Annotated in this window: 20 protein-coding genes and 1 pseudogene; 16 read left to right on the top strand and 5 right to left on the bottom strand. The window is 70.8% G+C overall.

Features of this window, described 5'->3' with window-relative positions; all coding sequences use genetic code 11:
- Positions 1-2: 2 nt before the first annotated feature.
- Genes ACIP6U_RS02895 through ACIP6U_RS02835 form a run of 13 tightly spaced genes read left to right on the top strand, consistent with a single transcriptional unit; the run spans position 3 to position 14,436 of the window.
- Positions 3-1,553, top strand: a complete 1,551-nt coding sequence (locus ACIP6U_RS02895; RefSeq protein ID WP_401711951.1) for a right-handed parallel beta-helix repeat-containing protein — start codon at positions 3-5, stop codon at positions 1,551-1,553.
- On the top strand, positions 1,546-2,850 hold the full coding sequence (locus tag ACIP6U_RS02890) for an O-antigen ligase domain-containing protein (protein WP_401711948.1): 1,305 nt from the start codon (positions 1,546-1,548) through the stop codon (positions 2,848-2,850). Before ACIP6U_RS02895 ends, ACIP6U_RS02890 begins: the two co-directional genes overlap by 8 nt.
- A gap of 2 nt (positions 2,851-2,852) precedes the next feature.
- On the top strand, positions 2,853-4,094 hold the full coding sequence (locus ACIP6U_RS02885; RefSeq protein WP_401711945.1) for a glycosyltransferase family 4 protein: 1,242 nt from the start codon (positions 2,853-2,855) through the stop codon (positions 4,092-4,094).
- A complete protein-coding gene (locus ACIP6U_RS02880; protein ID WP_401711942.1) occupies positions 4,091-5,344 on the top strand; it encodes a class I SAM-dependent methyltransferase in 1,254 nt (417 codons plus the stop codon). Before ACIP6U_RS02885 ends, ACIP6U_RS02880 begins: the two co-directional genes overlap by 4 nt.
- Complete coding sequence (locus ACIP6U_RS02875; RefSeq protein WP_401711939.1) at positions 5,341-6,135, top strand: sugar phosphate nucleotidyltransferase; 795 nt, start codon at positions 5,341-5,343, stop codon at positions 6,133-6,135. Before ACIP6U_RS02880 ends, ACIP6U_RS02875 begins: the two co-directional genes overlap by 4 nt.
- Positions 6,132-6,779: a PIG-L deacetylase family protein gene (locus ACIP6U_RS02870; protein ID WP_401711937.1), complete on the top strand. Its 648-nt coding sequence runs from the start codon at positions 6,132-6,134 to the stop codon at positions 6,777-6,779. Before ACIP6U_RS02875 ends, ACIP6U_RS02870 begins: the two co-directional genes overlap by 4 nt.
- Positions 6,780-6,784: 5 nt before the next feature.
- The gene (locus ACIP6U_RS02865) at positions 6,785-7,810 is read left to right on the top strand and encodes an NAD-dependent epimerase/dehydratase family protein (protein ID WP_399123257.1); all 1,026 of its coding nucleotides are present in this window, start codon (positions 6,785-6,787) and stop codon (positions 7,808-7,810) included.
- Positions 7,798-9,081 (top strand): DUF4910 domain-containing protein, encoded by a 1,284-nt coding sequence (locus tag ACIP6U_RS02860; protein WP_401711934.1) that lies wholly within the window; start codon positions 7,798-7,800, stop codon positions 9,079-9,081. The genes ACIP6U_RS02865 and ACIP6U_RS02860 overlap by 13 nt, the downstream gene beginning before the upstream one ends.
- Positions 9,078-10,376: a hypothetical protein gene (locus tag ACIP6U_RS02855; protein ID WP_401711932.1), complete on the top strand. Its 1,299-nt coding sequence runs from the start codon at positions 9,078-9,080 to the stop codon at positions 10,374-10,376. Before ACIP6U_RS02860 ends, ACIP6U_RS02855 begins: the two co-directional genes overlap by 4 nt.
- Positions 10,373-11,320, top strand: coding sequence for a glycosyltransferase family 2 protein (locus ACIP6U_RS02850; protein WP_401711929.1), 948 nt, complete (start codon positions 10,373-10,375; stop codon positions 11,318-11,320). Before ACIP6U_RS02855 ends, ACIP6U_RS02850 begins: the two co-directional genes overlap by 4 nt.
- Complete coding sequence (locus ACIP6U_RS02845; RefSeq protein WP_401711927.1) at positions 11,317-12,555, top strand: polysaccharide pyruvyl transferase family protein; 1,239 nt, start codon at positions 11,317-11,319, stop codon at positions 12,553-12,555. The genes ACIP6U_RS02850 and ACIP6U_RS02845 overlap by 4 nt, the downstream gene beginning before the upstream one ends.
- On the top strand, positions 12,552-13,103 hold the full coding sequence (gene rfbC / locus ACIP6U_RS02840) for a dTDP-4-dehydrorhamnose 3,5-epimerase (protein WP_401711924.1): 552 nt from the start codon (positions 12,552-12,554) through the stop codon (positions 13,101-13,103). The genes ACIP6U_RS02845 and rfbC overlap by 4 nt, the downstream gene beginning before the upstream one ends.
- A 7-nt stretch (positions 13,104-13,110) precedes the next feature.
- Positions 13,111-14,436 carry a glutamate-1-semialdehyde 2,1-aminomutase gene (locus tag ACIP6U_RS02835; protein WP_401711921.1) on the top strand — a complete coding sequence of 442 codons (1,326 nt, stop codon included), beginning with the start codon at positions 13,111-13,113 and terminating at the stop codon, positions 14,434-14,436.
- A 12-nt stretch (positions 14,437-14,448) separates the two neighbouring features.
- Here the strand turns inward: ACIP6U_RS02835 and ACIP6U_RS02830 are convergent, their stop codons facing one another.
- The 3 genes from ACIP6U_RS02830 to ACIP6U_RS02820 form a co-directional block, all read right to left on the bottom strand.
- Positions 14,449-15,147, bottom strand: a complete 699-nt coding sequence (locus ACIP6U_RS02830) for a phosphatase PAP2 family protein (RefSeq protein WP_401712904.1) — start codon at positions 15,145-15,147, stop codon at positions 14,449-14,451.
- Positions 15,148-15,290: 143 nt separating this feature from the next.
- Complete coding sequence (locus tag ACIP6U_RS02825) at positions 15,291-16,220, bottom strand: LLM class F420-dependent oxidoreductase (RefSeq protein WP_401711918.1); 930 nt, start codon at positions 16,218-16,220, stop codon at positions 15,291-15,293.
- A gap of 121 nt (positions 16,221-16,341) precedes the next feature.
- A complete protein-coding gene (locus tag ACIP6U_RS02820; RefSeq protein ID WP_401711916.1) occupies positions 16,342-16,998 on the bottom strand; it encodes a nuclear transport factor 2 family protein in 657 nt (218 codons plus the stop codon).
- 158 nt (positions 16,999-17,156) lie between these two features.
- Between ACIP6U_RS02820 and ACIP6U_RS02815 the strand changes: the two genes are divergently transcribed.
- The 3 genes and pseudogenes from ACIP6U_RS02815 to ACIP6U_RS02805 all read left to right on the top strand — a co-directional run bounded on the left by ACIP6U_RS02815 (position 17,157) and on the right by ACIP6U_RS02805 (position 19,990).
- On the top strand, positions 17,157-17,786 hold the full coding sequence (locus ACIP6U_RS02815; protein WP_401711914.1) for a TetR/AcrR family transcriptional regulator: 630 nt from the start codon (positions 17,157-17,159) through the stop codon (positions 17,784-17,786).
- A 125-nt stretch (positions 17,787-17,911) separates the two neighbouring features.
- On the top strand, positions 17,912-18,922 hold the full coding sequence (locus ACIP6U_RS02810; RefSeq protein WP_401711911.1) for an alpha/beta hydrolase fold domain-containing protein: 1,011 nt from the start codon (positions 17,912-17,914) through the stop codon (positions 18,920-18,922).
- Between the two features lie 158 nt (positions 18,923-19,080).
- Positions 19,081-19,990: pseudogene (locus ACIP6U_RS02805) on the top strand (NADP-dependent oxidoreductase).
- A 25-nt stretch (positions 19,991-20,015) separates the two neighbouring features.
- On the opposite strand, the gene ACIP6U_RS02800 reads toward ACIP6U_RS02805, so the two are convergent.
- Complete coding sequence (locus tag ACIP6U_RS02800; RefSeq protein WP_401711908.1) at positions 20,016-20,801, bottom strand: GntR family transcriptional regulator; 786 nt, start codon at positions 20,799-20,801, stop codon at positions 20,016-20,018.
- 35 nt (positions 20,802-20,836) lie between these two features.
- Positions 20,837-22,339, bottom strand: coding sequence for a CoA-acylating methylmalonate-semialdehyde dehydrogenase (locus ACIP6U_RS02795; protein WP_401711906.1), 1,503 nt, complete (start codon positions 22,337-22,339; stop codon positions 20,837-20,839).
- Positions 22,340-22,347 lie beyond the last annotated feature (8 nt).

Below are 22,347 nucleotides of genomic sequence, written 5' to 3'. Positions count from 1 at the left end.
GCGTGGGCATCAGAAGACGGCACCGGGCGCTGGCGGTGATACTGCCGGCGCTGGCCGTGCTGACCGTGACCGGCTGCGAGAGCACGTCGAGCGCCCCGGACGCGAAGCCGAGCGCCGCGCCGTCCACGTCCACGTCCGCCACCCGGCCCGTGGCCCGGGTGTGTGCCAACCCCGCCGCCGGACCGGCGAAGGCGCCGGCGAGGGCGGTGACCGTGGACCCCGCCATGGTCGGCGATCTGGCGGCGAAGACCAAGAGCAGCCCCCCGAACACCACGTTCTGGCTCCGGCCGGGCACGCACAGACTTGAGCGGGACCGCTACGCGCAGGTCATCCCCAAGAAAGGGGACCGCTACCTCGGTGCGCCGGGCGCGGTGCTCGACGGCCGCAAGGTCAACCAGTACGCCTTCGCGGGTCCCGCGAGCGATGTCACCATCAGCCATCTGACCGTGCGGGGATTCGTCCCGCCGCTGGACGAGGGCGTGGTCAACCACGACTCGGCCGACGGATGGACGATCGAACACTCCACGATCCAGGACAACTCCGGTGCCGGGCTGATGGCCGGCGACCGCCAGCAGGTCCGCGCCAACTGCCTGCGCGACAACGGCCAGTACGGCATGAACGCGTACAAGGGCGACGGCCGCATCACCGGCCTGGTGGTCGAGGGCAACGAGATCGTGGGCAACAACACCGGCGACTGGGAGCGGCGGCGGGAGGGCTGCGGCTGTACCGGAGGCATCAAGTTCTGGGCCGTCGACCGCGCCGAGGTGAGCGGCAACTGGGTGCACGACAACCGTGGAACGGGGTTGTGGGCGGACACCAACAACAACGACTTCCGCATCGAGAACAACGTGATCGAGGACAACGACGGAGCCGCACTGATCTACGAGACCAGCTACAACGCGGTCATCCGGGACAACACGATCCGGCGGAACAACTGGGTCGAGGGCCGCAAGGCGGCCGCCGGCGGCGACAACTTCCCCTACGCGACCGTCTACCTGTCGGAGTCCGGCGGCGAACCACGGGTCCCGGCCCGCACCGACAAGATCGATGTCTACCGGAACGTACTGGAGAACAACTGGTCCGGGATCACTCTGTGGGAGAACGCCGACCGGTTCTGCAACAGCCCGGCCAACACCTCCTCCGGCGACTGCACCCTGCTGGTGAAGAAGACGAGCAGCTGTGTGAGACCGGCGATCACCAAGGCGCCGCTCTACTCCGACTGCCGGTGGAAGACCCAGCGGGTGGACATCCACGACAACCGCTTCGTGCTCGACGAGTCCGTCGTCAAGTGCACGGAGATGTGCGACCGCATGGGGCTGCTGTCCAACTACGGCACCTATCCGGACTGGTCGCCCTACCAGGGCGAGCGGGTGGCCGACGCCATCACCGAGAAGCAGCACAACCGCTGGCACGACAACGTCTACGTCGGACCGTGGAAGTTCGTCGCCGAGGACCAGAGCCGGGTGCTCGACTTCGGACAGTGGCAGGCGGCACCGTACCGACAGGACAAGGGCAGCACCCTCGATCTGCGGGTGGGTGGTCGAGATGGCTGACAACCCCGCGCGCGAGGGTCTCCCCGGCGGACCGGACAAGGCCGGAACACAGCCGGGCGCCGAACCGCGCCCGGCCCGCGCCCCGAAGGCCGTCGGGATCGTTTGGGGGCTGCTGATCCTCAACACGCTCGGCTCCGCCGGGGCCAAGACCATCGTCCCGCTGCCCCGCTCCCTCATCCAGATGGTCACGATGGGCGCGCTGGTCGCCGCGTTCGGCTTGGCCCTCGTGGTCAACCAGCGGGTGCGCATCAGGTCCAGCGCCTATGTGCTGCTGCTCTCCCTGCTGCTGGTGTCGAGCGTGATCTCCAGCGCGAGCCTGGAGTCCGGGATGGGCGCGCTGTTCCGCTGCTTCCGCCTGACGCTCTTCGTCGGCACCCTGTGGCTGCTCACCCGCTGGTGGGACGGCAGCGCGACATTCGTCCGCCACCACATCCGGGCGTACTACGGGGTCCTCGGCTCGGTGGCCCTCGGCCTGGTCGTCGCCCCGGGCAAGGCCCTGCCCGACCTCTACGGCGGACGCCTCGTCGGCGCGCTGTGGCCGCTCACCCCGCCGCAGATCGGGCAGTACGCGGCGGTCATCATCGGGCTCACCGTGCTGCTCGTCATCGGCAGACGGACCGACCGGACCAGCGCCGTGCTGGTCATCGTGCCGTCGCTGGTGCTGCTCGCGCTGACCCACACCCGGACGGCCACGCTCGGCCTGCTGCTCGGGCTGGCGCTCGCGATCGGCTCGCTCGTCCTGACCAGTGCCGCGGCCCGCCGCTTCTTCACCTGGGCGGTGCTGATCTCCGTGGTGGCCGCGGTCGGCTTCGCCTCCGCGCTGCAGACGTGGTTCCTGCGCGGGCAGAGCCAGGAGAACTTCTCCAGTCTCACCGGCCGGGCCAAGGTGTGGAACGCCCTGCTGGCCGAGCCCCGGTCGACCGCGCAGCACCTGTTCGGCGTGGGCCTGGGCGACAAGTCGTTCGGCGGGCTGCCGATCGACAACAGCTGGCTGGCCGTCTACAACGAACAGGGTCTGATCGGCGTCACCCTCGTCGCGGCGATCATCACCGTACTGGGCGGCGTCGCGCTGCTGCGGCCGCCGTCACTGGAGAGGGCCTGCGCGATCTTCCTGATCAGCTACTGCGCGATCGCCTCGTACACCGAGGCCGGTCTCGGTGACGCCTCGCCGTATCTGCTGCATCTGGCCCTGGCCGCCTCGCTGTTGGCGGCCCCGGCCAAGCCCGCCCCCTTCCTGATGCCCGAAGACAGTCGTCGGTACGTCCCGCGCTGGGCCCGTGGCTCGGAGGTGAACTGAGCATGCACGTCCTCGTGGTGCACAACCGCTACAACTCGGCGCAGCCGAGCGGGGAGAACAACGTCGTCGACCAGGAGGTGGAGCTGCTGCGCGCGGCCGGTCACCGGGTCGAGCTGTTCGAGCGGCGCAGCGACGACATCGGCGCCCGTTCCCTCCTCGGCAAGGTCGCGGTGCCGCTCCTGGTGCCGTGGAATCCGGCCGTGCGCAAGGAGTTGGCCGCCACACTGCGCGCCGAGCGGCCGGACGTGGTGCACGTCCACAACGTGTTCCCGCTCCTGTCGCCCGCGGTCCTCGCCGCGTGCGCCGACGCCGGAGTGCCCGCCGTCGCCACGCTGCACAACTACACCCAGGTCTGCCCGCCCGGCACCCTCCAGCGGGACGGCCGCCCGTGCACCGAGTGCGTCGGCTCGACCCCGCTGCCCGCCGTCCGGCACGGCTGCTACCGCAACTCCAGCCTCGCGACCGTGCCGCTCGCGGTCAGCCTCTCGGTCAACCGGAAGCGCTGGTGGACCGGCGTGGAGCGCTTCCTGTGCATCTCCGCCGCCCAGCGCGACGTCCTGGTGAGTTCCGGCATGCCGGCCGAACGCCTCGCGGTGAAGCACAACTTCGTCCCCGAACCCGACATCCGCCGGGAGGGTGAGGGCGAGCAGGTGCTCTATCTCGGCCGGCTCGCGGAGGCCAAGGGCGTACGGCTGCTCATGGCCGCGTGGGACGAGCTCGCGGCGAGCGGCGGTGTGGGCGTCCCGCTCGCGATCGCCGGTACCGGGCCGCTGGAGAAAGAGGTCACCGCCTGGGCGGCGGGCCGCGACGACGTGCGCTACGTCGGCCTGCTGGACCCGGCGGAGTGCCGCAAGGCCATCGCGCGGTCGGTCGCCGTGATCGCGCCCTCGACCTGGCTGGAGGCGTTCGGCCTGGTGGTCGTGGAGGCGATGGCGGCCGGGGTGCCGACCGTCGCCGCCGGTCACGGCGCCTTCGTCGAACTCGTCGAGGACGGCGTCACCGGGCTGCTGCACCGGCCCGGCGACGCTGCCTCGCTCGCGTCCGGCATCCGCCGGATCGCCGCCGACCCGGACCGCAACCGGGAGATGGGCGAGGCGGCCCGGCGCCGCTACGAGCAGGGATTCAGCCCGGCCGTCGGCCTGGAGCGCCTGCTGGAGGAGTACCGCACCGCGATCGCGGGACGGTCAGCACCGGCTCCCGGTGGGAACACCCACGCGGGCAGGGGGGATGGGGACAGCACATGACACGATGCCGACTCTGCGGCTCGGAGGCGACGGCGAGCGTCGTCGACCTCGGGGCGACACCGCCGTGCGAGAGCTTTCTCGCCGCCGATCAACTGGACCTGCCGGAACCGGCGTACCCGCTTCATCTGCGGGTCTGCACCGACTGCTGGCTGGCGCAGATACCGCCGCTGATCACGCCGGAGGAGACGTTCAAGGAGTACGCGTACTTCTCCTCGTACTCGACCTCCTGGGTGCAGCACGCGCGCACCTTCGTCGACGGCGCGGTGGACCGCCTCGGCCTCGGCACCGACTCCTTCGTGGTCGAGGTCGCGAGCAACGACGGCTACCTGCTGCGGCACGTGGTGGACCGGGGGATCCGCTGCCTGGGCATCGAGCCCTCGGTGAACGTCGGCGCCGCCGCGCGGGAAGCGGGTGTGCCCACGTTCACGGACTTCCTGAGCCCCGACACCGGCGCGACCGTCCGCGCCGAGCACGGCCCGGCCGACCTGGTCGTCGCCAACAACGTGTACGCGCACATCCCCGACGTGGTCGGCTTCACCCAGGGACTGCGCGCCCTGGTCGCCGACGACGGCTGGGTCTCCATCGAGGTGCAGCACCTGCTCACCCTGATCGAGGACAACCAGTACGACACGATCTACCACGAGCACTTCCAGTACTACACGGTCGCCTCCGCGATCCGGGCCCTCGCCAGCGGCGGACTCACGCTGGTGGACGTCGAGTTGCTGCCCACGCACGGCGGCTCCATCCGGCTGTGGTCCCGCCCGGCCGAGGTCGCGGGGGAGCCCTCGCAGCGGGTGGCCGACGTACTGGCCCGCGAAAAGGCCGCCGGGCTCCAGGAGTTGGCCGGGTACACCGAGTTCTCCGCCCGGGTCGCCAAGGTGCGCCGGGACCTGCTGCGGTTCCTCATCGACGCGGCCGAGCGCGGCGAGACGGTGGTCGGCTACGGCGCCCCCGGCAAGGGCAACACCCTGCTCAATCACTGCGGCATCCGCCCCGACCTGCTCGCCTACACGGTCGACCGCAACCCGTACAAGCACGGCCGGTTCACCCCCGGCACCCGCATCCCGATCCTGTCGCCCGAGCAGATAGCGGCCGACAAGCCGGACTACGTCCTCGTCCTCCCGTGGAACCTGCGGGCCGAACTGGTCGAGCAGCTGTCCTACGTGCACGAGTGGGGCGGCCGGCTCGTCTTTCCCATCCCGGAACTGAGCATCGTCGAGGCGGCGCAGTCGAAAGAGGTCACAGCATGAAGGTCGTCCTGTTCTGCGGCGGTTACGGGATGCGCATGCGCAACGGAACCTCCGACGACGTACCCAAGCCCATGGCGATGGTCGGGCCCAGACCCCTGATCTGGCATGTCATGCGCTACTACGCGCACTTCGGGCACAAGGAGTTCATCCTGTGCCTCGGCTACGGCGCCCACCACATCAAGAACTTCTTCCTCAACTACGAGGAGACCGCCTCCAACGACTTCGTCCTGCGCGGCGGGCAGACCGAGTTGCTCTCCACCGACATCGCCGACTGGACGATCACCTTCGCCCAGACCGGCATCGAGTCGCCGATCGGGGAGCGGCTGCGCCGGGTGCGGGATCACCTGGACGGCGACGAGATGTTCCTCGCCAACTACGCCGACGTGCTGACCGACGCCCCGCTGCCGGAGATGATCGACAAGTTCGCCCAGCGCGACGCGGGCGCCTCCATGATGGTCGTACCGCCCCAGTCCTCCTTCCACTGCGTGGAGTTGGGCGAGGACGGCCTGGTGGGCGGCATCACCGCGGTGAGCGACATGCCGCTGTGGGAGAACGGCGGTTATTTCGTGCTCCGCCAGGAGGTCTTCGACCACATACCGGAGAACGGCGACCTGGTCGCCGACGGGTGTGCCCAACTGGCCAAGCAGGGGCGGCTGGTGGCGCATCAGCACCGCGGCTTCTGGAAGCCGACGGACACCGTGAAGGAGCGGGCCGCGCTCGACGAGGCCTACGCGCGGGGCGACCGTCCGTGGGCCGTGTGGGAGCGGGACAGCGCGGGGGTGCGTGCGTGATCAGGCTCGGAGCCGGTCCTCTGGACCGGATCGTGGCGGTGGGCGCCCACTGCGACGACATCGCCATCGGCGCCGGCGGCACCCTGCTGACGCTGTGCCAGGCGCGGCCCGGCATCCGCGTCGACGCGCTGGTGCTCTCCGGCGGCGGCAGCGAGCGCGAGCAGGAGGAACAGGCCGCGCTCACCGCCTTCTGCCCGGGCGCCGACCTGCGCCTGACCGCGCACAAGCTGCCGGACGGCCGCCTGCCCGCGCACTGGGAGGAGGCCAAGGAAGCGGTCGAAGAACTCCGCGCCCAGACCGAGCCGGAGCTGGTCCTCGCGCCGCGCACCGACGACGCCCACCAGGACCACCGCGGCCTGGCGCAGTTGATGACCACGGCGTTCCGTGACCACCTCGTGCTCGGCTACGAGATCGCCAAGTGGGACGGCGACCTCGGCCGCCCTGCGGCCTACCAGCCGCTGGAGACCGAGACCGCCGAACAGAAGGTACGGCTGCTGCAGGAGCACTACCCCTCGCAGCGCCACCGCCCGTGGTACGACCGGGAGGCCTTCCTCGGCCTCGCCCGGATCCGCGGAATCGAATGCCACGCGCGCTACGCCGAGGCCTTCGCCGTCACCAAACTCACGCTCAACCTGGGGGGTTGAACACCTTGCGCGTACTACTGACCGGACACCAGGGATATCTGGGCACCGTGATGGCACCCGTCCTCACCGCCGCGGGACACGAGGTCGCCGGCCTCGACTCCGGCCTCTTCGCCGACTCCGTCCTCGGCCCGCAGCCCGCCGACCCGCCCGGCGTGCGGGTGGACCTGCGCGACCTCACCGCCGAGCACGTGGCCGGGTTCGACGCGGTGATCCACCTGGCCGCGCTCTCCAACGACCCGCTCGGCTCGCTGGCCCCGGAACTCACCTACGACATCAACCACCACGCGTCCGTACGACTGGCAAAGCTGGCCCGCGACGCGGGAGTCGGGCGCTTCCTGTACGCGTCGACCTGCTCCGTCTACGGCGCCTCCGGCGGCGACGACCTGGTCACCGAGGACGCCCCGCTGCGCCCCGTGACGCCGTACGCGGAGTCGAAGGTGCGGGTCGAGGACGACGTGCACGCGCTCGCCGACGACGACTTCACCCCGGTGTTCATGCGCAACGCCACCGCCTTCGGCTACTCGCCCCGGCTGCGCGCCGACATCGTCCTCAACAACCTGGTCGGCCACGCGCTGCTCTCCGGCGAGGTGCTGGTCCTCTCCGACGGCACCCCCTGGCGCCCGCTGGTGCACGCCGCCGACATCGCCCGCGCCTTCACGGCCGCGCTCACCGCGCCGCGCGAGGCGGTCCACGACCGGGCCTTCAACATCGGCAGCGAGATCAACAACGTCACGGTCGCCGAGATCGCCGAGCAGGTCGCCGAGGCGGTGTCCGGCGCGAAGGTCGTCATCACCGGGGAGAACGGCGCCGACCCGCGGTCGTACCGCGTGGACTTCTCCCGCTTCCGCACCGCCATCCCCGACTTCGACTGTGAGTGGACGGTCAAGCAGGGCGCCCTCGAACTCGCCGACGCCTACCGGAAGTTCGACCTGACCCGGGAGGACTTCGAGCAGCGCTTCACCCGCCTCGCCGTGCTCAAGGCGGCCTCCGAGGCCGGCACCGTCGACGACACCCTGCGGTGGCGCCGATGACCGAGCCGGGCGAGGAAATGCACGGTCTGGTGGAGCGGCTGTACCCGCTCTGCCGGAGCATCACCGGCGACGGTGTGCGCGCCACCCTGGACATCGTCGGCGAGTACATCCCGCTGGAGGTGCACGAAGTGCCGACCGGGACGCAGGTGCTCGACTGGACGGTGCCGCAGGAATGGAACATCCGGGACGCGTACATCGCCGACAGCACGGGCCGACGGGTCGTCGACTTCGCCGAGTCCAGCCTGCACGTGCTCGGCTACAGCGTGCCCGTGTCGGCGACCATGCCGCTCGCCGAGCTGCGCGCACACCTGCACACCCTGCCGGATCACCCGAACTGGGTTCCGTACCGCACGAGTTACTACAAGCCGGAGTGGGGTTTCTGCCTGGCGCAGGAGACCCTGGACGGGCTGCCCGAGGGCGACTACGAGGTGCGGATCGACTCCACCCTCGCGGACGGCCACCTCACCTACGCCGAGCACGTGGTCCCCGGACAGGTGGCCGACGAGGTGATCGTCTCCTGCCACACCTGTCACCCGTCGCTGGCCAACGACAACCTCGCCGGCATCGCGGTGGCGACGTTCCTCGCCCGGCAGCTGGCGCGTGAAACGCCGTACTACACCTACCGGTTCATCTTCGCGCCCGGCACCATCGGGGCGATCACCTGGCTGGCCCGCAACGCGGAGCGGGTGGATCGGGTCAAGCACGGCCTCGTGCTGGCCTGTGCGGGGGACCGTGGACAGTTGACGTACAAGCGGAGCAGGCGTGGCGACGCCGAGATCGACCGAGTGCTGCGGCACGTGCTGGCCGCGTCCGAACGGCCGCACAGCATCACCGAGTTCACCCCGTACGGCTACGACGAGCGGCAGTACTGCTCGCCCGGCTTCAATCTGGGCGTGGGCTCCCTCACCCGCACCCCGTACGCCGGCTACCCCGAGTACCACACCTCGGCGGACAACCCGGACTTCGTCTCCCCGGAGGCCATGGCGGACACCCTCGCCGTCTGCCGCGAGGCGTTCGCCGTTCTCGACCGCAACCGGCGGTACGTGAACCTCAGCCCCTACGGCGAACCGCAGTTGGGCCGGCGCGGGCTGTACGACGCGCTCGGTGGCCGCAGTGACACCAAGCAGGCCCAGATGGCCATGCTCTGGGTGCTCAACCTCTCCGACGGCGAGCACAGCCTGCTGGATGTCGCCGAGCGGTCCGGGCTGCCGTTCGACACCGTCGCCGCCGCGGCCGACGCCCTGCGCGGTGCCGACCTGGTCAAGGAATGACGCCCATGACCGTCCCGGGGGAGAAGACGACAGCACCGGCCGGGTCCGCCAAGCGGGCCCTGGTCGGCCGGCTGTCCTGGGGACTGGCCGACCAGGCGGCCTCCAGCATCAGCAACTTCGCGGTGGGCATCTACGTGGCCCGCTCGCTGGGCGTGACCGCGTTCGGCGTGTTCAGCCTCGCCTGGGTGACCTACGGCGTGGTCCTCAACGTCTCCCGGGGCCTTGCCACCGACCCGCTCGTGGTGCGCTTCAGCGGCGTGCCGGAGGCGTCCTGGCGCGGGGCGGTGGCCCGGTCGACGGGCACCGCGCTCGGCGTCGGCGCGGCCCTCGGCGTGGTCTGCCTGGCGGCCGGGCTCGGCCTCGGCGGCCGGGTGGGGCCCGCGTTCGTGGCCCTCGGCGTCATGCTGCCGGGACTGTTGCTCCAGGACGCCTGGCGGTTCTCGTTCTTCGCCGCCGGCGCCGGGCGCAAGGCGTTCGTCAACGACGTCGTCTGGGGCGTCGCGCTCGTCCCGGCCATGGTGGTGGCGGCCCACGTGGACACCGTGGCCGCCTTCGTGCTCGCCTGGGGCGCGTCCGCCACCGTCGCCGCGGCGTACGGCTACCTCCAGTCCGGCATCCGGCCCCGGCCGGCCGAGGCACGCGGCTGGCTGCGCGAGCAGCGCGATCTCGGCTACCGGTACCTGGTCGAGAACGTCAGCCTCAGCGGCGCCAGCCAGGTGCGGGCGTACGGGCTCGGCGCCATCGTCGGAGTGAGCGCGGTGGGCGCGGTGCGCGGCGCCGAACTCCTCATGGGCCCCTTCCTCGCCGTACTGATGGGGCTGTCGCTGGTCACCGTCCCCGAGGCGGCCCGCGTGCTGCGGCAGGCCCCGCACCGACTGGGCAGGTTCTGCCTCTTCCTCGGCGGGGGACAGGCCACCGGCGCGCTGCTCTGGGGCGCGGCGCTGCTGCTGATGCCGGGCAGGCTGGGCGAGTTGGCGCTCGGCGACGTCTGGCACTCCTCCTCGCATCTCCTCGTGCAGATCACCCTCAGCGTCGCGGGCGCGGGTCTCGGCACCGGCGCGGCGGCCGGACTGCGCGCGCTCGGCGCCGCCCGCCGCAGCCTGCGCTGCCAGCTGTTCGCCTCCGCCTGCTACGTCGGCGGCGGACTCGGCGGCGCGGCCCTCGGCGGTACGTCCGGTTCGGCCTGGGGCGTCGCCGCCGCGACCATCAGCGGCTCGGCCGTGTGGTGGCTGCAACTGCGCTCCGCCCTGCGCGAGCGCCACCGCGAACCCATCCCCGAAGTGAGGACCTCATGACCGACCGACCCAGGCTGAGCATCGGCCTGCCCGTCTACAACGGCGAGGAGTACCTGGCCGAGTCGTTCGACGCGCTGCTCGGCCAGACCTACGAGGACTTCGAACTGGTCGTCTCCGACAACGCCTCGACCGACGGCACCGAGGCCGTCTGCCGCAAGTACGCCGCCCAGGACTCCCGCATCCGCTACCTCCGGCTGCCCCGCAACATCGGCGCCACCCCGAACCACAACCATGTGCTCGACGAGTCCCGCGGCGAGCTCTTCAAGTGGGCCTCGCACGACGACCTCTACGGCCGCGACCTGCTGACGCGCTGCATAGAAGCACTGGACGAGCGGCCCGACGTCATCCTCGCGCACACCGACCAGGCCGTCATCGACGGCGACGGCCAGGTGACGGTGCCCTACGAGTACACGCTCGCCACCGGCTCGCCGCACGCCCCGGAGCGCTTCCGCAGCCTGCTGTTCGAGCCGGGCGGCGACGACTTCTACGGAGTGATGCGGACCGACGTGCTGCGCCGGGTGAAACCGATGGACAGCTACCACCACGCGGACCGTACGTACGTCGCCGAGATCACCCTGCACGGACGCTTCCACCAGGTGCCGGAACTGCTCTACTTCCGCCGCGACCACCCCAACCGCGCCGAGCGGGCCAACCCGTCCAAGCGTTCCCGGTGCGTCAACCTGGACCCGCGCCGGGCAGGTCTGCTGCACCCGACGCCCAGACTACTCGCCGAGTACGTCTGGGGCTTCGCCTCCGCGATCCGGCGGGCGCCGATCTCCCCGGCCGACCGGCGTGCCTGCTACGGCCACCTGGCCGCGTGGATGACCAGCCGGGTGCGGCCGGGCGCCGGCGAGCGGGTCGAGGACCGCGCCCCGGTCGACCCGGCCCAGCTCACGGTCTCCGTGGACGCCCTCGTCGCCGGCCGCGAAGGGAGGCACGCATGACGTCCGCGCCCCAACACCCGGTGCGCGTGGGCGTGTTCGGCCTCCTCGGTTCCGGCAACCTCGGCAACGACGGGTCGCTCGAAGCCGTCCTCGGATACCTCCGCAGAGACCATCCGGACGCGGCCGTGGACGCGCTGTGCGGCGGACCCCAGGCCGTGACGGCCCGGTTCGGGATCCCCGCCACGCGACTGCACTGGAACCGCGCCGAGTACCGCACCGCGTCCCGCCTGGGCTCGATCGCGGCGAAGGGTCTGGGGAAGTTCGTCGACGTCTTCCGCACCGCCGCCTGGGTGCGCCGCCACGACGTGGTGATCGTGCCGGGCATGGGCGTCCTGGAAGCCACCCTGCCGCTGCGGCCCTGGGGCTTCCCGTACTCCCTGTTCCTGCTCTGCGCGAGCGGGAAGCTGACGCGGACAAAGGTCGCCCTGGTCAGTGTCGGCGCCGCCGAGATCCGCAACCGGCCCACCCGCGCCCTGGTCCGCTGGTCGGGCCGCCTGGCCGCCTACCGCTCCTACCGGGATGCCCAGTCCCGGGACGCGATGCGGGCGATGGGCGTCAACACCGCGCGCGACGAGGTCTACCCGGACCTCGCCTTCTCCCTCCCGTCACCACCCGCGAACGCGCCCTCGGACGCACCGGGCACGGTCTGCGTCGGCGTCATGGACTTCCACGGCGGCAACGACGACCGCGCCCGCGCCGACGAGATCCACGGCCGCTATCTCGACGGCACGATCCGGTTCGTCCGCACCCTGGTCGAGGAGGGCAGGACGGTCCGGCTGCTCACCGGCGACCGGTGCGACGCGACGGTGGTCGCCGCCATCCTCGACGCGGTGGACTCACCGCTCGTCACCGCGGCCGAACCGACCTCCCTGGACGACCTGATGAAGGAGATGACGGCCGCCGACACCGTGGTGGCAGTCAGGTACCACAACCTCATCTGCGCGCTGAAGACCGGAACGCCGGTGCTCGCGCTCAGCTACGCGGCGAAGAGTGACGCGCTCATGGACCGGATGGGTCTCGGCGCGTTCTGCCACCCGGCCCGCGAGGTCGACGCCGACCGGTTGCTGGAGCAATTCCGGGCGCTGGAGAAGCGATCGCCCGAGCTGCGGCAGACGCTCGTCGAGCGGAACCGGGACGCCGCCCACCAACTCGACCGCCAGTTCGCCGACTTGACCGCGGCCCTGTTCCCGGCGGCCGACCGCACCCACGTCCACGCTCGGCAGGAGTCTCCATGAAAGCGACCGAAGTTCCGGAGATAGCAGGCGCGTTCCTGTTCGAGCCGACGCCGTACGCCGACGAACGCGGCTTCTTCTGCCGCACCTTCGACGCCGACGTGGTCCGCTCGGTGGGCCTCGACCCGCACGCCTTCGTCCAGGACAGCGTGTCCCGCTCGGTCCGGGGCGTGGTGCGCGGTCTGCACCTGCGCTCCGGCGCCGGCGAGGCCAAGTTGGTTCGGTGCTCGTACGGGCGGATCTTCGACGTCGTGGTGGACCTGCGGCCGGATTCCCCGACCTTCCGCCATTGGATTTCCTTTGAACTCACAGGAGAATCACAGCCAACTCTTTACATTCCCGCGGGATGCGCGCACGGTTTTCAGGCACTCACCGACACCGCCGACACCTCGTACCGGATCGACCGCCCGCACGATCCGGCCGAGGACGTGACCATCGCCTACGACGACCCGGAACTGGCCATTCCCTGGCCGCTGCCGGCTGCACTGATGTCCCAGCGGGACCGCGCGGCGCCGAGTCTCGCCGAGGTCCTGAAGCACAGAGAAAGTTGAGGTCCCCGTGGACACCGAAGAGTTCCACCTGCCCCTGTCGCGGACAGCCAACGAGCGGCTGCACGCCATGATCCCCGGGGGTGCGCACACCTACGCCAAGGGCGACGACCAGTACCCCGAGAACCTGGCCCCCGTCATCAGCCACGGCAGCGGTGCCCACGTGTGGGACGTCGACGGCAATCGCTACATCGAGTACGGCTCCGGCCTGCGGTCGGTCAGCCTCGGCCACGCCCACCCGCGCGTGGTCGAGGCGGTGCGGCGGGAACTCGACCGCGGCAGCAACTTCGTCCGGCCGTCCATCGTGGAGGTCGAGGCCGCGGAACGCTTCCTGGCCACGGTGCCGACGGCCGAGATGGTGAAGTTCGCGAAGAACGGCTCCGACGCCACCACCGCGGCGATACGGCTCGCCCGCGCCGTCACCGGGCGCCTGCGGGTGGCCATCTGCGGGGACCACCCGTTCTTCTCCGTGGACGACTGGTTCATCGGCACCACGCCGATGTCGGCGGGCATCCCGGCGGCGACCACGGATCTCACCGTGGCGTTCCCGTACGGGGACCTGGCCGCCACGGAGGATCTGCTCACCCGGTACGACGGCGAGATCGCCTGTCTGATCCTCGAACCCGCCGCCCACACCGAGCCACCGCCCGGATACCTCGCCGGCCTGCGCGAGCTGGCCGACCGGTACGGCTGCGTACTGATCTTCGACGAGATGATCACCGGCTTCCGCTGGTCCGAGGCGGGCGCCCAGGGCCTGTACGGCGTGGTCCCCGACCTCTCCACGTTCGGCAAGGCGCTGGGCAACGGGTTCGCCGTCTCCGCTCTGGCCGGGCGCCGGGAGCTGATGGAGTGGGGCGGGCTGCGGCACTCCGGTGAGCGGGTGTTCCTGCTGTCCACCACGCACGGTGCGGAAACGCATGCCCTGGCAGCGGCGATGGCCGTGCAGGCCACCTACGTCGAGGAGGGCATCACCGCGCGGCTGCACGCCCTCGGCGAACGGCTGGCGGCCGGTGTCCGCGAGGCGGCGGCCGGCATGGGCGTCGGCGACCACGTCGTCGTCCGGGGACGGGCCAGCAATCTGGTCTTCGCCACTCTCGACGAGAACGGGCAGCCGTCGCAGCAGTACCGCACCCTGTTCCTGCGCCGGCTCCTGGCCGGCGGAGTGCTGGCCCCGTCCTTCGTGGTGAGCAGCGCACTGACGGACGCGGACATCGACCGCACCGTCGACGTGGTGGCCCAGGCATGCGCGGTGTACCGGAAGGCGCTGGACGCCGCCGATCCCACTCCCTGGCTTGCCGGGCGACCGGTGAAGCCCGTGTTCCGCAGCGCGGTGTGACCTGAGGTGACGTCAGTGGCGCGCCTGCCGACCGGCATCTGCCGTTCGGCGGTCCGACCGCTCGCCCAGCCGGTCGGCCGTCCGGTCGACCAGCCACGCGGTCGCCGGGACGACCGCCAGCGCGGTGCACCAGCCGCCGAGGGCGTCGGTCGGATAGTGCGCGCCCAGTCCGACCTGCGCCCATCCCATGGCGGCGCCGGCCGCCAGCGCCGCGATGAGCACGAGTGACGTGCCGGCCGTCCTGCCGAGGCCGAGCCGTGGGGTGGCGAGAAACGCCGCCATGAGGGCGAGGGCGGTGAAGAAGGCGGTGTGCCCGCTGGGATAGGACAGGTTGTCGGGGCCGTGGATGGTGCGTCCCACCAGGTGCTTCAGGAGCGTCGCCGCCCCTACGGTCGTGGCGGCGCCGGCGACGACGAACACGGCCGCGCGGGGACGCCGCAGCAGCAGGCAGCCCGCCACGGCGACCGCGAGCAGCACCCCCGCGCCCACGGGCTCTCCCAGGAAGTCCAGGGCGAGGGCGACGCGCCGCCACGGCGGCCGCAGACTGTCGGCCGTCGGCGCGATGATCCACCGGTCCACGGTCCCGGACTCGCCGTGGCCCGCGTACATGACCCCGAGCACGACGACCACCAGGGCGGAAAGGGCCGCGATCAGCCCGAGCCACGGGCGCAGCGTCGGAGGCAGTACCGATGTCGCCGGCCGGCCGGTCAGCTGATCCAACGCGCGTCCCCCATCGTGTCCGACTCGCCTTTCGGCGACCATGACCGTCCCCCGGACACCCGTACCTTGCCTGTACGCCTCCACGGGAGCCGTCAGCACCCTAGCCGCATTCGGTAAGACGGTGGCGGAACAGGTCAGAAGCCCGCGGCCCTGGCCGCCGTGTACACCTCGGCGGACACGTCCTTCAGTTCCTGCGCGTCGCGCGCGGCCCATGAGAGGTCGACCAGGAACTCGTCGAGGCCGATCCCCTCGTACGCCATGAGGTCGGTGACGATCTGCTCGACGTCGCCCTGGAAGGGCTTGCGGTCCGCGCCCTCGTACCGCTTGGCGGTGTAGTCCGGGTTCACGCGGACCACCGTGCGCAGGGGCAGGGTGCGACCCCGCTCGGCGGCGAGGTCCTGCAACCGGCGCCAGTTCTCGGTCACTTGGGCGGGGCCGTCGGCGTACGGCAGCCAGCCGTCGGCGTGGTCGACGAGCCGGCGCATCGCGCGCGGGCTGTTGGCCGGCACCAGGATCGGGATCGGGCGGGCCGGCTTGGGGCCGACCACCGCCGAGGCGATGCGAGTGACCCGGCCGTCCTCGTGGACCACCGGGTCCGGGCCCCACACCGCCCGGCACACCTCGAACACCTCGTCCATGACCTTGCCGCGCTCCTCGAACGGGCGCACCCCGGCGGCCGCGTACTCGTCGAGGGACCAGCCGCTGCCCAGGCCCGCGACCACCCGGCCGCCGCTCGCCGCGTCCAGCGTGGCCAGGGACTTGGCGAGCTGGAAGGGGATGTGCAGTGGGGCGACCAGCACGGCGGTGCCCAGTTCGGCCCGTTCGGTGGCCGCCGCCGCGAGGGTCAGCGTGACCAGCGGCTCGGCCACGCCCCGGTAGGCGTCGGGCCAGGGCAGGCCCGGGACGCCGTACAGGGGTTGGGTCTCGGGTTCGGGGAACAGGGCGCGTTCGTACACCCAGAGGCTGTCGTAGCCGATCTCCTCGGCGGCGCGTGCCACGTCGGGCACGTCCCTGCCGAGGTCGTACTGCCGATTCTGCGGGAGACCGATTCCGAGCCGGGTCATGCCGGTGTGCTCCTTCGTCTTTGGGTGCGCGATCGAATGCGAAGCCGCGGTCCACGGCAGAGCGCTCCGGCGGGTGACGCGCGGCCTGTGGCTGCGCGCGTCACCCGCCGGGGAGGAGCGGTCAGTGCTTGTCGACGGCCGAGGCCCAGTCGAAGTCGACGCCCATGTCGGAGTACATCTTCGAGTAGCCGACGAAGCAGTTGAACGTCGTGACCTTGCCGTTCTTCAGGTACCAGAAGTCGGCGGTCGGAGCGTCGACCTTCTGCCCCTTCCCCTTGACGAAGCCGCCCGTCGGCGCCTGGAGCCGCCCGTCGAACGTGCCCTGGATCGACAGCTCGATGCTGATGGTGTCGCCGTTCACGGTGATGCGCTTGAGCTCACGGTGGACATCGGAGAAGAGGCCCTTCATGTAGGGCAGCACGGTGCCGAGCGCCTCCCCGCGGTAGGCCACGCCGGAGACCATGTCGTTGAAGACGCCGTCCTTGGTGAAGCTGTTGACGAACGTCGGGACGTCGATGTGGCTGCCCTCGGCCACGTAGTAGTCGCGCAGGACGACCGCGAGGTTGGCCTTCTCGTGCTTGGTCAGGTGCCGGTCGGTGAGCGGCAGCTTCGCCAGCTCGCGAGCGGTCAGGGGTGGGGGGGGTGCCGTACCGCCATGGGTCGCCGCGGTGTTGTGGGCAGGGCTCGCGGCCTGTGACGGCATCGCGGCGATGGTGAGACCACCCAGGACAGCTACCGCGGTCGCGGCGGTGATCGACTTCCGGCTGAGCAGCTTCATGACGTGTTCCTTCAGATCGGTTTCTGGTCCGTCTTGGTAAATCAAACGCTCGCTTGAGATTATGAACGGCAAGGCAACCTGTCAAGCGACTGTTTGAACTGTGGGGGATTGCTTGACAATCAACTCAAGCGGATGATTGAATTAATATTGTGACATCGGTGAAGAAAACGGACTTGCGCCGAGAGGCCGGTCAGCGCACGCGGGACGGCCTGCAGGCGGCCGCCCTGGAACTGCTCGCGCAACGAGGCCAGGAGGGCGTGACACTCCGCGAGATCACGGATCGCGCCGGAGCCAACGTCGCCGCGGTGAGCTACCACTTCGGTTCATTGAAGGCCCTGTGCGACTCGGCGATCGAGCACGCGCTGGAGCGGTATCTGGACGCGCAGATGCTGGCCCTGGACTCCCTCGGCCCCACCGCGACACTCCAGGACCTGGCGACCGCCTTCGCCCGGCCGATGATGCGCGCGCTGGCGGCCGGCGGGGAGGACCTGGCCGTGATGCGGACCGTGGCGCGCGTCGGCATCGAGCCGCCTCAGGGGTGGGAGCGGCTGAACGAGAAGTTCGACCTCAGTCGCCGCATGGCCCTCCGGGTGCTGACCCCGAACATCCCGGATGTCGGCGAGGAGGAGCTGATCTTCCGTACGCGCTGCGCGGCCGGCCTGCTGAACTGGCTCGCCCTGGCGCCCATCGGTGCCGAGCTGGCCGCCCTGTCCGCCGAGCAGATCGAGCGGCAGCTGGTTCCCGTGGTGGCCGGGGCATTCCGTGGGGACGCCGCCCCCGTCGGCTGACCGGGTCCGGGGTCACCTGCGATCACCTTCGTCGGGCGCTGTCGTGTTCGCGTTGACAAGCGTGTCTCTATAAATGAAACTGAATTCACCTTCACTTCTGGTGGTTCATGACGATCGGAGAGACCATGCCTGACATGCCCGCCGCGCCGGTGATCCCGCTGCCCATCGCCACCCGTATCTCGCCGCCCGACCTCGGCGACAGCACGCTGCTGGACATCGACCCGGATCCGCAGATGTCCCTCGGCGCCGTCGAGGTGGACACCCATGACGACATCACCTACAAGACCGTCGAACTGCCCGACGGGGAGTCGCGCGAGCTGAAGTACGACATCGTGCGGCCCGCCACCGACGAGCGGCTGCCACTGGTCGTCTACCTTCCCGGGGGCGCGTTCCTGCGCTGCAACAAGGTCATGGCGTTCGAACTGCGCCGGCATGTCGCCGAGTCCGGGTTCGTCGTCGTCGGCGTCGAATACCGTGTCACGCCCGACGGCGCGACCTACCACGACACCATCCACGACGTCCGTGCCGCCCTCGCCCATCTGCGCCTGCACGCCGACGACTTCGGGATCGACCCCGCCGCGGTCGCCGTGTGGGGGGAGTCGGCCGGCGGCCATGTGGCGGCGCTCACGGGGACGACGAACGGTCTTGCCGAGTTCGCCGAGGGCTCCGACCCGTCACCCCTGGGACAGGTGCAGGCCGTGATCGACGGCTTCGGCAGTTCCCGACTCTCCGCGATCGCCGACGACTTCGACGAGGAGGCCCAGCTCCACTACCGGCACGAGCCCACCCACTTCTCGGCCTACCTCGGCAAGCCCGATGCGCTGTTCTCCGATATCCCCGACGCCGTGCGTGCCGCGGATCCGGCCACCTACGCGACCGCTTCGGCCCCGCCGTTCCTGCTCCTGCACGGCAGCGCGGACGTGATGGTCTCGCCGTCCCAGACGCAGCACGTGCACCAGGCGCTGCTCGCCGCCGGGGCCGACAGCACCCGCTACGTCCTGAACGGCGCCAACCACGGCGATGTCGCCTTCCTCGGACTCGTGGGCAGCGGGCTCCCGTGGTCCTCGGCCACCACGATGGGCATCGTCACCGAGTTCCTCCACCGCCATCTCGACCGGACCGACGCGTCCGCGTAGCGCCTCCAGGTCGCGCCCGACTCCCGGAATCGGGACGGGCGCTCGGGAAGACAGCCCCGTTCCCGGGTCGTTGAAGGCGATGGCGCGGTCGGTGTGTGGCCATCCGAGGCATGACCGCCCACGGGATTGGCCGAGCGGGGAAGAGTGGTGATCACGCGATGCGGGCGGTGCGGTTCCACGAGTACGGCGGGATCGATGTGCTGCGGGTGGAGGAGGTGGCGCGGCCGGTGCCCGGCGCAGGGCAGGTGCTGGTCGAGGTCCGTGCGGCCGGGATCCAGCCCGGCGAGGTGATGATCCGCGAGGGCGCGCGGCACGATCGCTGGCCCTCGACGTTCCCTTCCGGGCAGGGCAGCGATCTGGCCGGTGTCGTGGTGGAGGCCGGTCCGCAGGTGCGGGGCTTCGCGGTGGGCGACGAGGTGCTGGGCTTCACCCACAACCGGGCGAGCCACGCGGAGTTCGTCGTGGCCGACGACGTACAGCTGGTCTCGCGTCCGGAAGGGCTGCCCTGGGACGTGGCCGGGTCACTGTACGTGGCCGGCACGACCGCGTACGCCACCGTGTTCGCGGTGGACCCCGGTCCGGCCGACACGGTCGTCGTGTCCGGTGCGGCGGGCGGTGTCGGATCCCTTGCCGTGCAGCTCGCGGGGCGCCGCGGTGATCGGGCTGGCGAGCGAGCGCAACCACGCCTGGCTGAAGGAGCGCGGTGTCGTCCCGGTCGCGTACGGGGAGGGCGTGGCCGACCGGATCCGGGAGGCCTCCGGCGGGCGGGTCGACGCGTTCATCGACACGTTCGGCGACGGATATGTGGACCTGGCCGTGGAGTTGGGCGTGCGGCCCGAGCGGATCAACACGATCCGCGACTGGCAGGCCGCGGCCAGGGTCGGGGCGCACACCTACGGAGAGGGCGCGGCGGCGTGCGCGGTGGTCGTCGGCGAACTGGCCCGACTCGCCGCGCGCGGCGAGCTGGAGGTGCCGATCGCCCGCACCTACCCCCTGGAGCAGGTGCGGGACGGGTACCGCGAGTTGGAAGGGCACCACCCGCAGGGCAAGATCGTGCTCCGGCCCTGAACCCGGCGGTCCGTGTCGGCCCGGGTCAGGGCCTGACCAGCAGTTGGAAGTCGAACGCGTACCGGGACGCCCGGTAGATGTGCGTCCCGTACTCGACCGGCCGGCCCGTGTCGTCGTACGCCGTGCGCTGCATGGTCAGCAGGGCGGCGCCCGCCTTCTCGTCGAGGCGGGTCGCCTCCTCGGGGGTGGCGGAGCGGGCGCCGATGGTCTGGCGGGCGCTGTGCAGGGTGATGCCGGCGGTGCGCATCATCCGGTACAGGCCGGTCGACTCCAGCCGGGCGCTGTCCAGTTCGAGGAGGTTCGCGGGCAGGTAGTTGCAGAGGAAGGCGACCGGCTGGCCGTGCGTGCAGCGCAGTCGTTCCAGGGCGACGACCTCGCTGCCCTCGGCGATGCCGAGCGCGGCGGCGACGTCCGGGGTCACCGTCTCGCGCTCGTTGCGCAGCACCTCGGTGGTCGGGCCCTGGCCGGCCGCCTCCAAGTCGTCGTAGAGACTGCTGAGTTCCAGCCCTCGCTTGACCTGGCTGTGCACCACCTGGGTGCCCACCCCGCGGCGGCGCACCAGCAGGCCCTTGTCGACCAGGGACTGGATGGCCTGGCGGACCGTGGGTCTGGACAGGCCCAGCCGCATCGAGAGATCGATCTCGTTGCCCAGGAGATTGCCCGGGGCGAGGATCCCGTGCTCGATCGCCGCCTCCAGCTGCTGTGCGAGCTGGTAGTAGAGCGGCACCGGACTGCCCCGGTCCAGGGCGAAGTCCAGCGAGTGGAGCGCGGGGGCGGTCATGGCACGTGCGGGGTCGCCGGCCTTGGCCATGGAGGTACCTCCCTCGAAAGAGACCTGACGGCAGGTCAGGAGTGGCTGGGGAAACCGAGGTTGATGCCTGCGTCGGCCGGGTCCGGCCAGCGGGTGGTGATGACCTTCCCCTGCGTGTAGAAGGCGATGCCGTCGTTGCCGTAGACGTGCAGGTCGCCGAAGAGGGAGTCCTTCCAGCCGCCGAAGGAGTGGTAGCCGACGGGCACCGGGATCGGCACGTTGACGCCGACCATGCCCGCCTTGACCTCCAGCTGGAACCGGCGGGCGGCGCCGCCGTCACGGGTGAAGATCGCGGTGCCGTTGCCCCAACGGGAGTCGTTGATCAGCTTGATGGCCTCGTCGTAGGAGTCCGCGCGGACCACGACCAGGACCGGGCCGAAGATCTCGTCCTTGTACGCGTCCGCCGCCAGCGGCACCCGGTCCAGCAGCGACACTCCGAGGAAGAAGCCGTCCGCGCACTCGGGGTGTCCCTCGACCGAGTAGCCGGTGCCGTCGACCACGACCTCGGCGCCCTGCTCCGCGGCCGACTTCACGTACGAGGCGACCTTGTCCCGGTGCTCGCGGGTGATCAGCGGGCCCATCTCGGAGGCCGGGTCGTTGCCGGGTCCGATGCGCAGCTTGCCGGCGCGCTCGGCGATCTTGGCGACCAGCTCGTCACCCGTGTCACCGACCGCGACCACGACCGACACGGCCATGCAGCGCTCGCCGGCCGAGCCGTAGGCCGCGTTGATCGCCTGGTCGGCGGCGAAGTCCAGATCGGCGTCCGGGAGGACGAGCATGTGGTTCTTGGCGCCGCCCAGGGCCTGCACACGCTTGCCGTGCTCAACCGCCTTGAGCTGGATGTACTTCGCGATCGGCGTCGAGCCGACGAAGGAGACGGCCTCGATGTCCGGGTGCTCCAGGATGCGGTCCACGGCCACCTTGTCGCCCTGCACGATGTTCAGCACACCGTCGGGCAGCCCCGCCTCGGAGGCGAGTTCGGCCAGGCGGAAGGACGCCGACGGGTCCTTCTCGGACGGCTTCAGGACGAAGGTGTTGCCCGTGGCGATGGCGAGCGGGAACATCCACATCGGCACCATGGCCGGGAAGTTGAACGGCGTGATGCCGGCGACGACACCGAGCGGCTGGCGGATCGACGCCACGTCCACGCGGGTCGAGACCTGCGTCGACAGCTCGCCCTTCAGCTGCACGCTGATCCCGCAGGCCAGCTCCACGATCTCCATGCCGCGCGCGACCTCGCCCAGCGCGTCCGAGTGCACCTTGCCGTGCTCGGCGGTGATCAGCTCGGCGATCTCGTCGCGGTGCGCGTCCAGCAGCTCGCGGTACTTGAAGAGGATCGCCGTGCGCTTGGCGAGCGAGGAGACACCCCAGCTCTCGAACGCGGCCTTGGCGGAGGCGACGGCCGCGTCCACCTCGTCGACGGTCGCGAACGCGACCTGCTTGTCCTGCGCGCCGGTCGCCGGGTCGTACACGACGCCGTAGCGGCCGGAGGTGCCCTCGACGGGCTTGCCGCCTATCCAGTGGGTGATCGTCTTCATGGTGCGAA

The sequence above is a fragment of the Streptomyces sp. NPDC088794 genome, assembly GCF_044750545.1.
In the GTDB taxonomy this organism is placed as follows: Bacteria; Actinomycetota; Actinomycetes; order Streptomycetales; family Streptomycetaceae; genus Streptomyces.
The sequence above is the reverse complement of the archived record's forward strand: the minus strand, read 5'-3'. Positions and strand labels throughout refer to the sequence as shown.

Bases quoted from the DNA above. Each gene is read 5' to 3' on its own strand.
- ACIP6U_RS02890 (WP_401711948.1), top strand. From the start codon at position 1,546: ATGGCTGACAACCCCGCGCGCGAGGGTCTCCCCGGCGGACCGGACAAG.
- ACIP6U_RS02885 (WP_401711945.1), top strand. From the start codon at position 2,853: ATGCACGTCCTCGTGGTGCACAACCGCTACAACTCGGCGCAGCCGAGC.
- ACIP6U_RS02880 (WP_401711942.1), top strand. From the start codon at position 4,091: ATGACACGATGCCGACTCTGCGGCTCGGAGGCGACGGCGAGCGTCGTC.
- ACIP6U_RS02875 (WP_401711939.1), top strand. From the start codon at position 5,341: ATGAAGGTCGTCCTGTTCTGCGGCGGTTACGGGATGCGCATGCGCAAC.
- ACIP6U_RS02855 (WP_401711932.1), top strand. From the start codon at position 9,078: ATGACGCCCATGACCGTCCCGGGGGAGAAGACGACAGCACCGGCCGGG.
- ACIP6U_RS02850 (WP_401711929.1), top strand. From the start codon at position 10,373: ATGACCGACCGACCCAGGCTGAGCATCGGCCTGCCCGTCTACAACGGC.
- ACIP6U_RS02845 (WP_401711927.1), top strand. From the start codon at position 11,317: ATGACGTCCGCGCCCCAACACCCGGTGCGCGTGGGCGTGTTCGGCCTC.
- rfbC (WP_401711924.1), top strand. From the start codon at position 12,552: ATGAAAGCGACCGAAGTTCCGGAGATAGCAGGCGCGTTCCTGTTCGAG.
- ACIP6U_RS02825 (WP_401711918.1), bottom strand. From the start codon at position 16,220: ATGACCCGGCTCGGAATCGGTCTCCCGCAGAATCGGCAGTACGACCTC.
- ACIP6U_RS02820 (WP_401711916.1), bottom strand. From the start codon at position 16,998: ATGAAGCTGCTCAGCCGGAAGTCGATCACCGCCGCGACCGCGGTAGCT.
- ACIP6U_RS02810 (WP_401711911.1), top strand. From the start codon at position 17,912: ATGCCTGACATGCCCGCCGCGCCGGTGATCCCGCTGCCCATCGCCACC.
- ACIP6U_RS02800 (WP_401711908.1), bottom strand. From the start codon at position 20,801: ATGGCCAAGGCCGGCGACCCCGCACGTGCCATGACCGCCCCCGCGCTC.
- ACIP6U_RS02795 (WP_401711906.1), bottom strand. From the start codon at position 22,339: ATGAAGACGATCACCCACTGGATAGGCGGCAAGCCCGTCGAGGGCACC.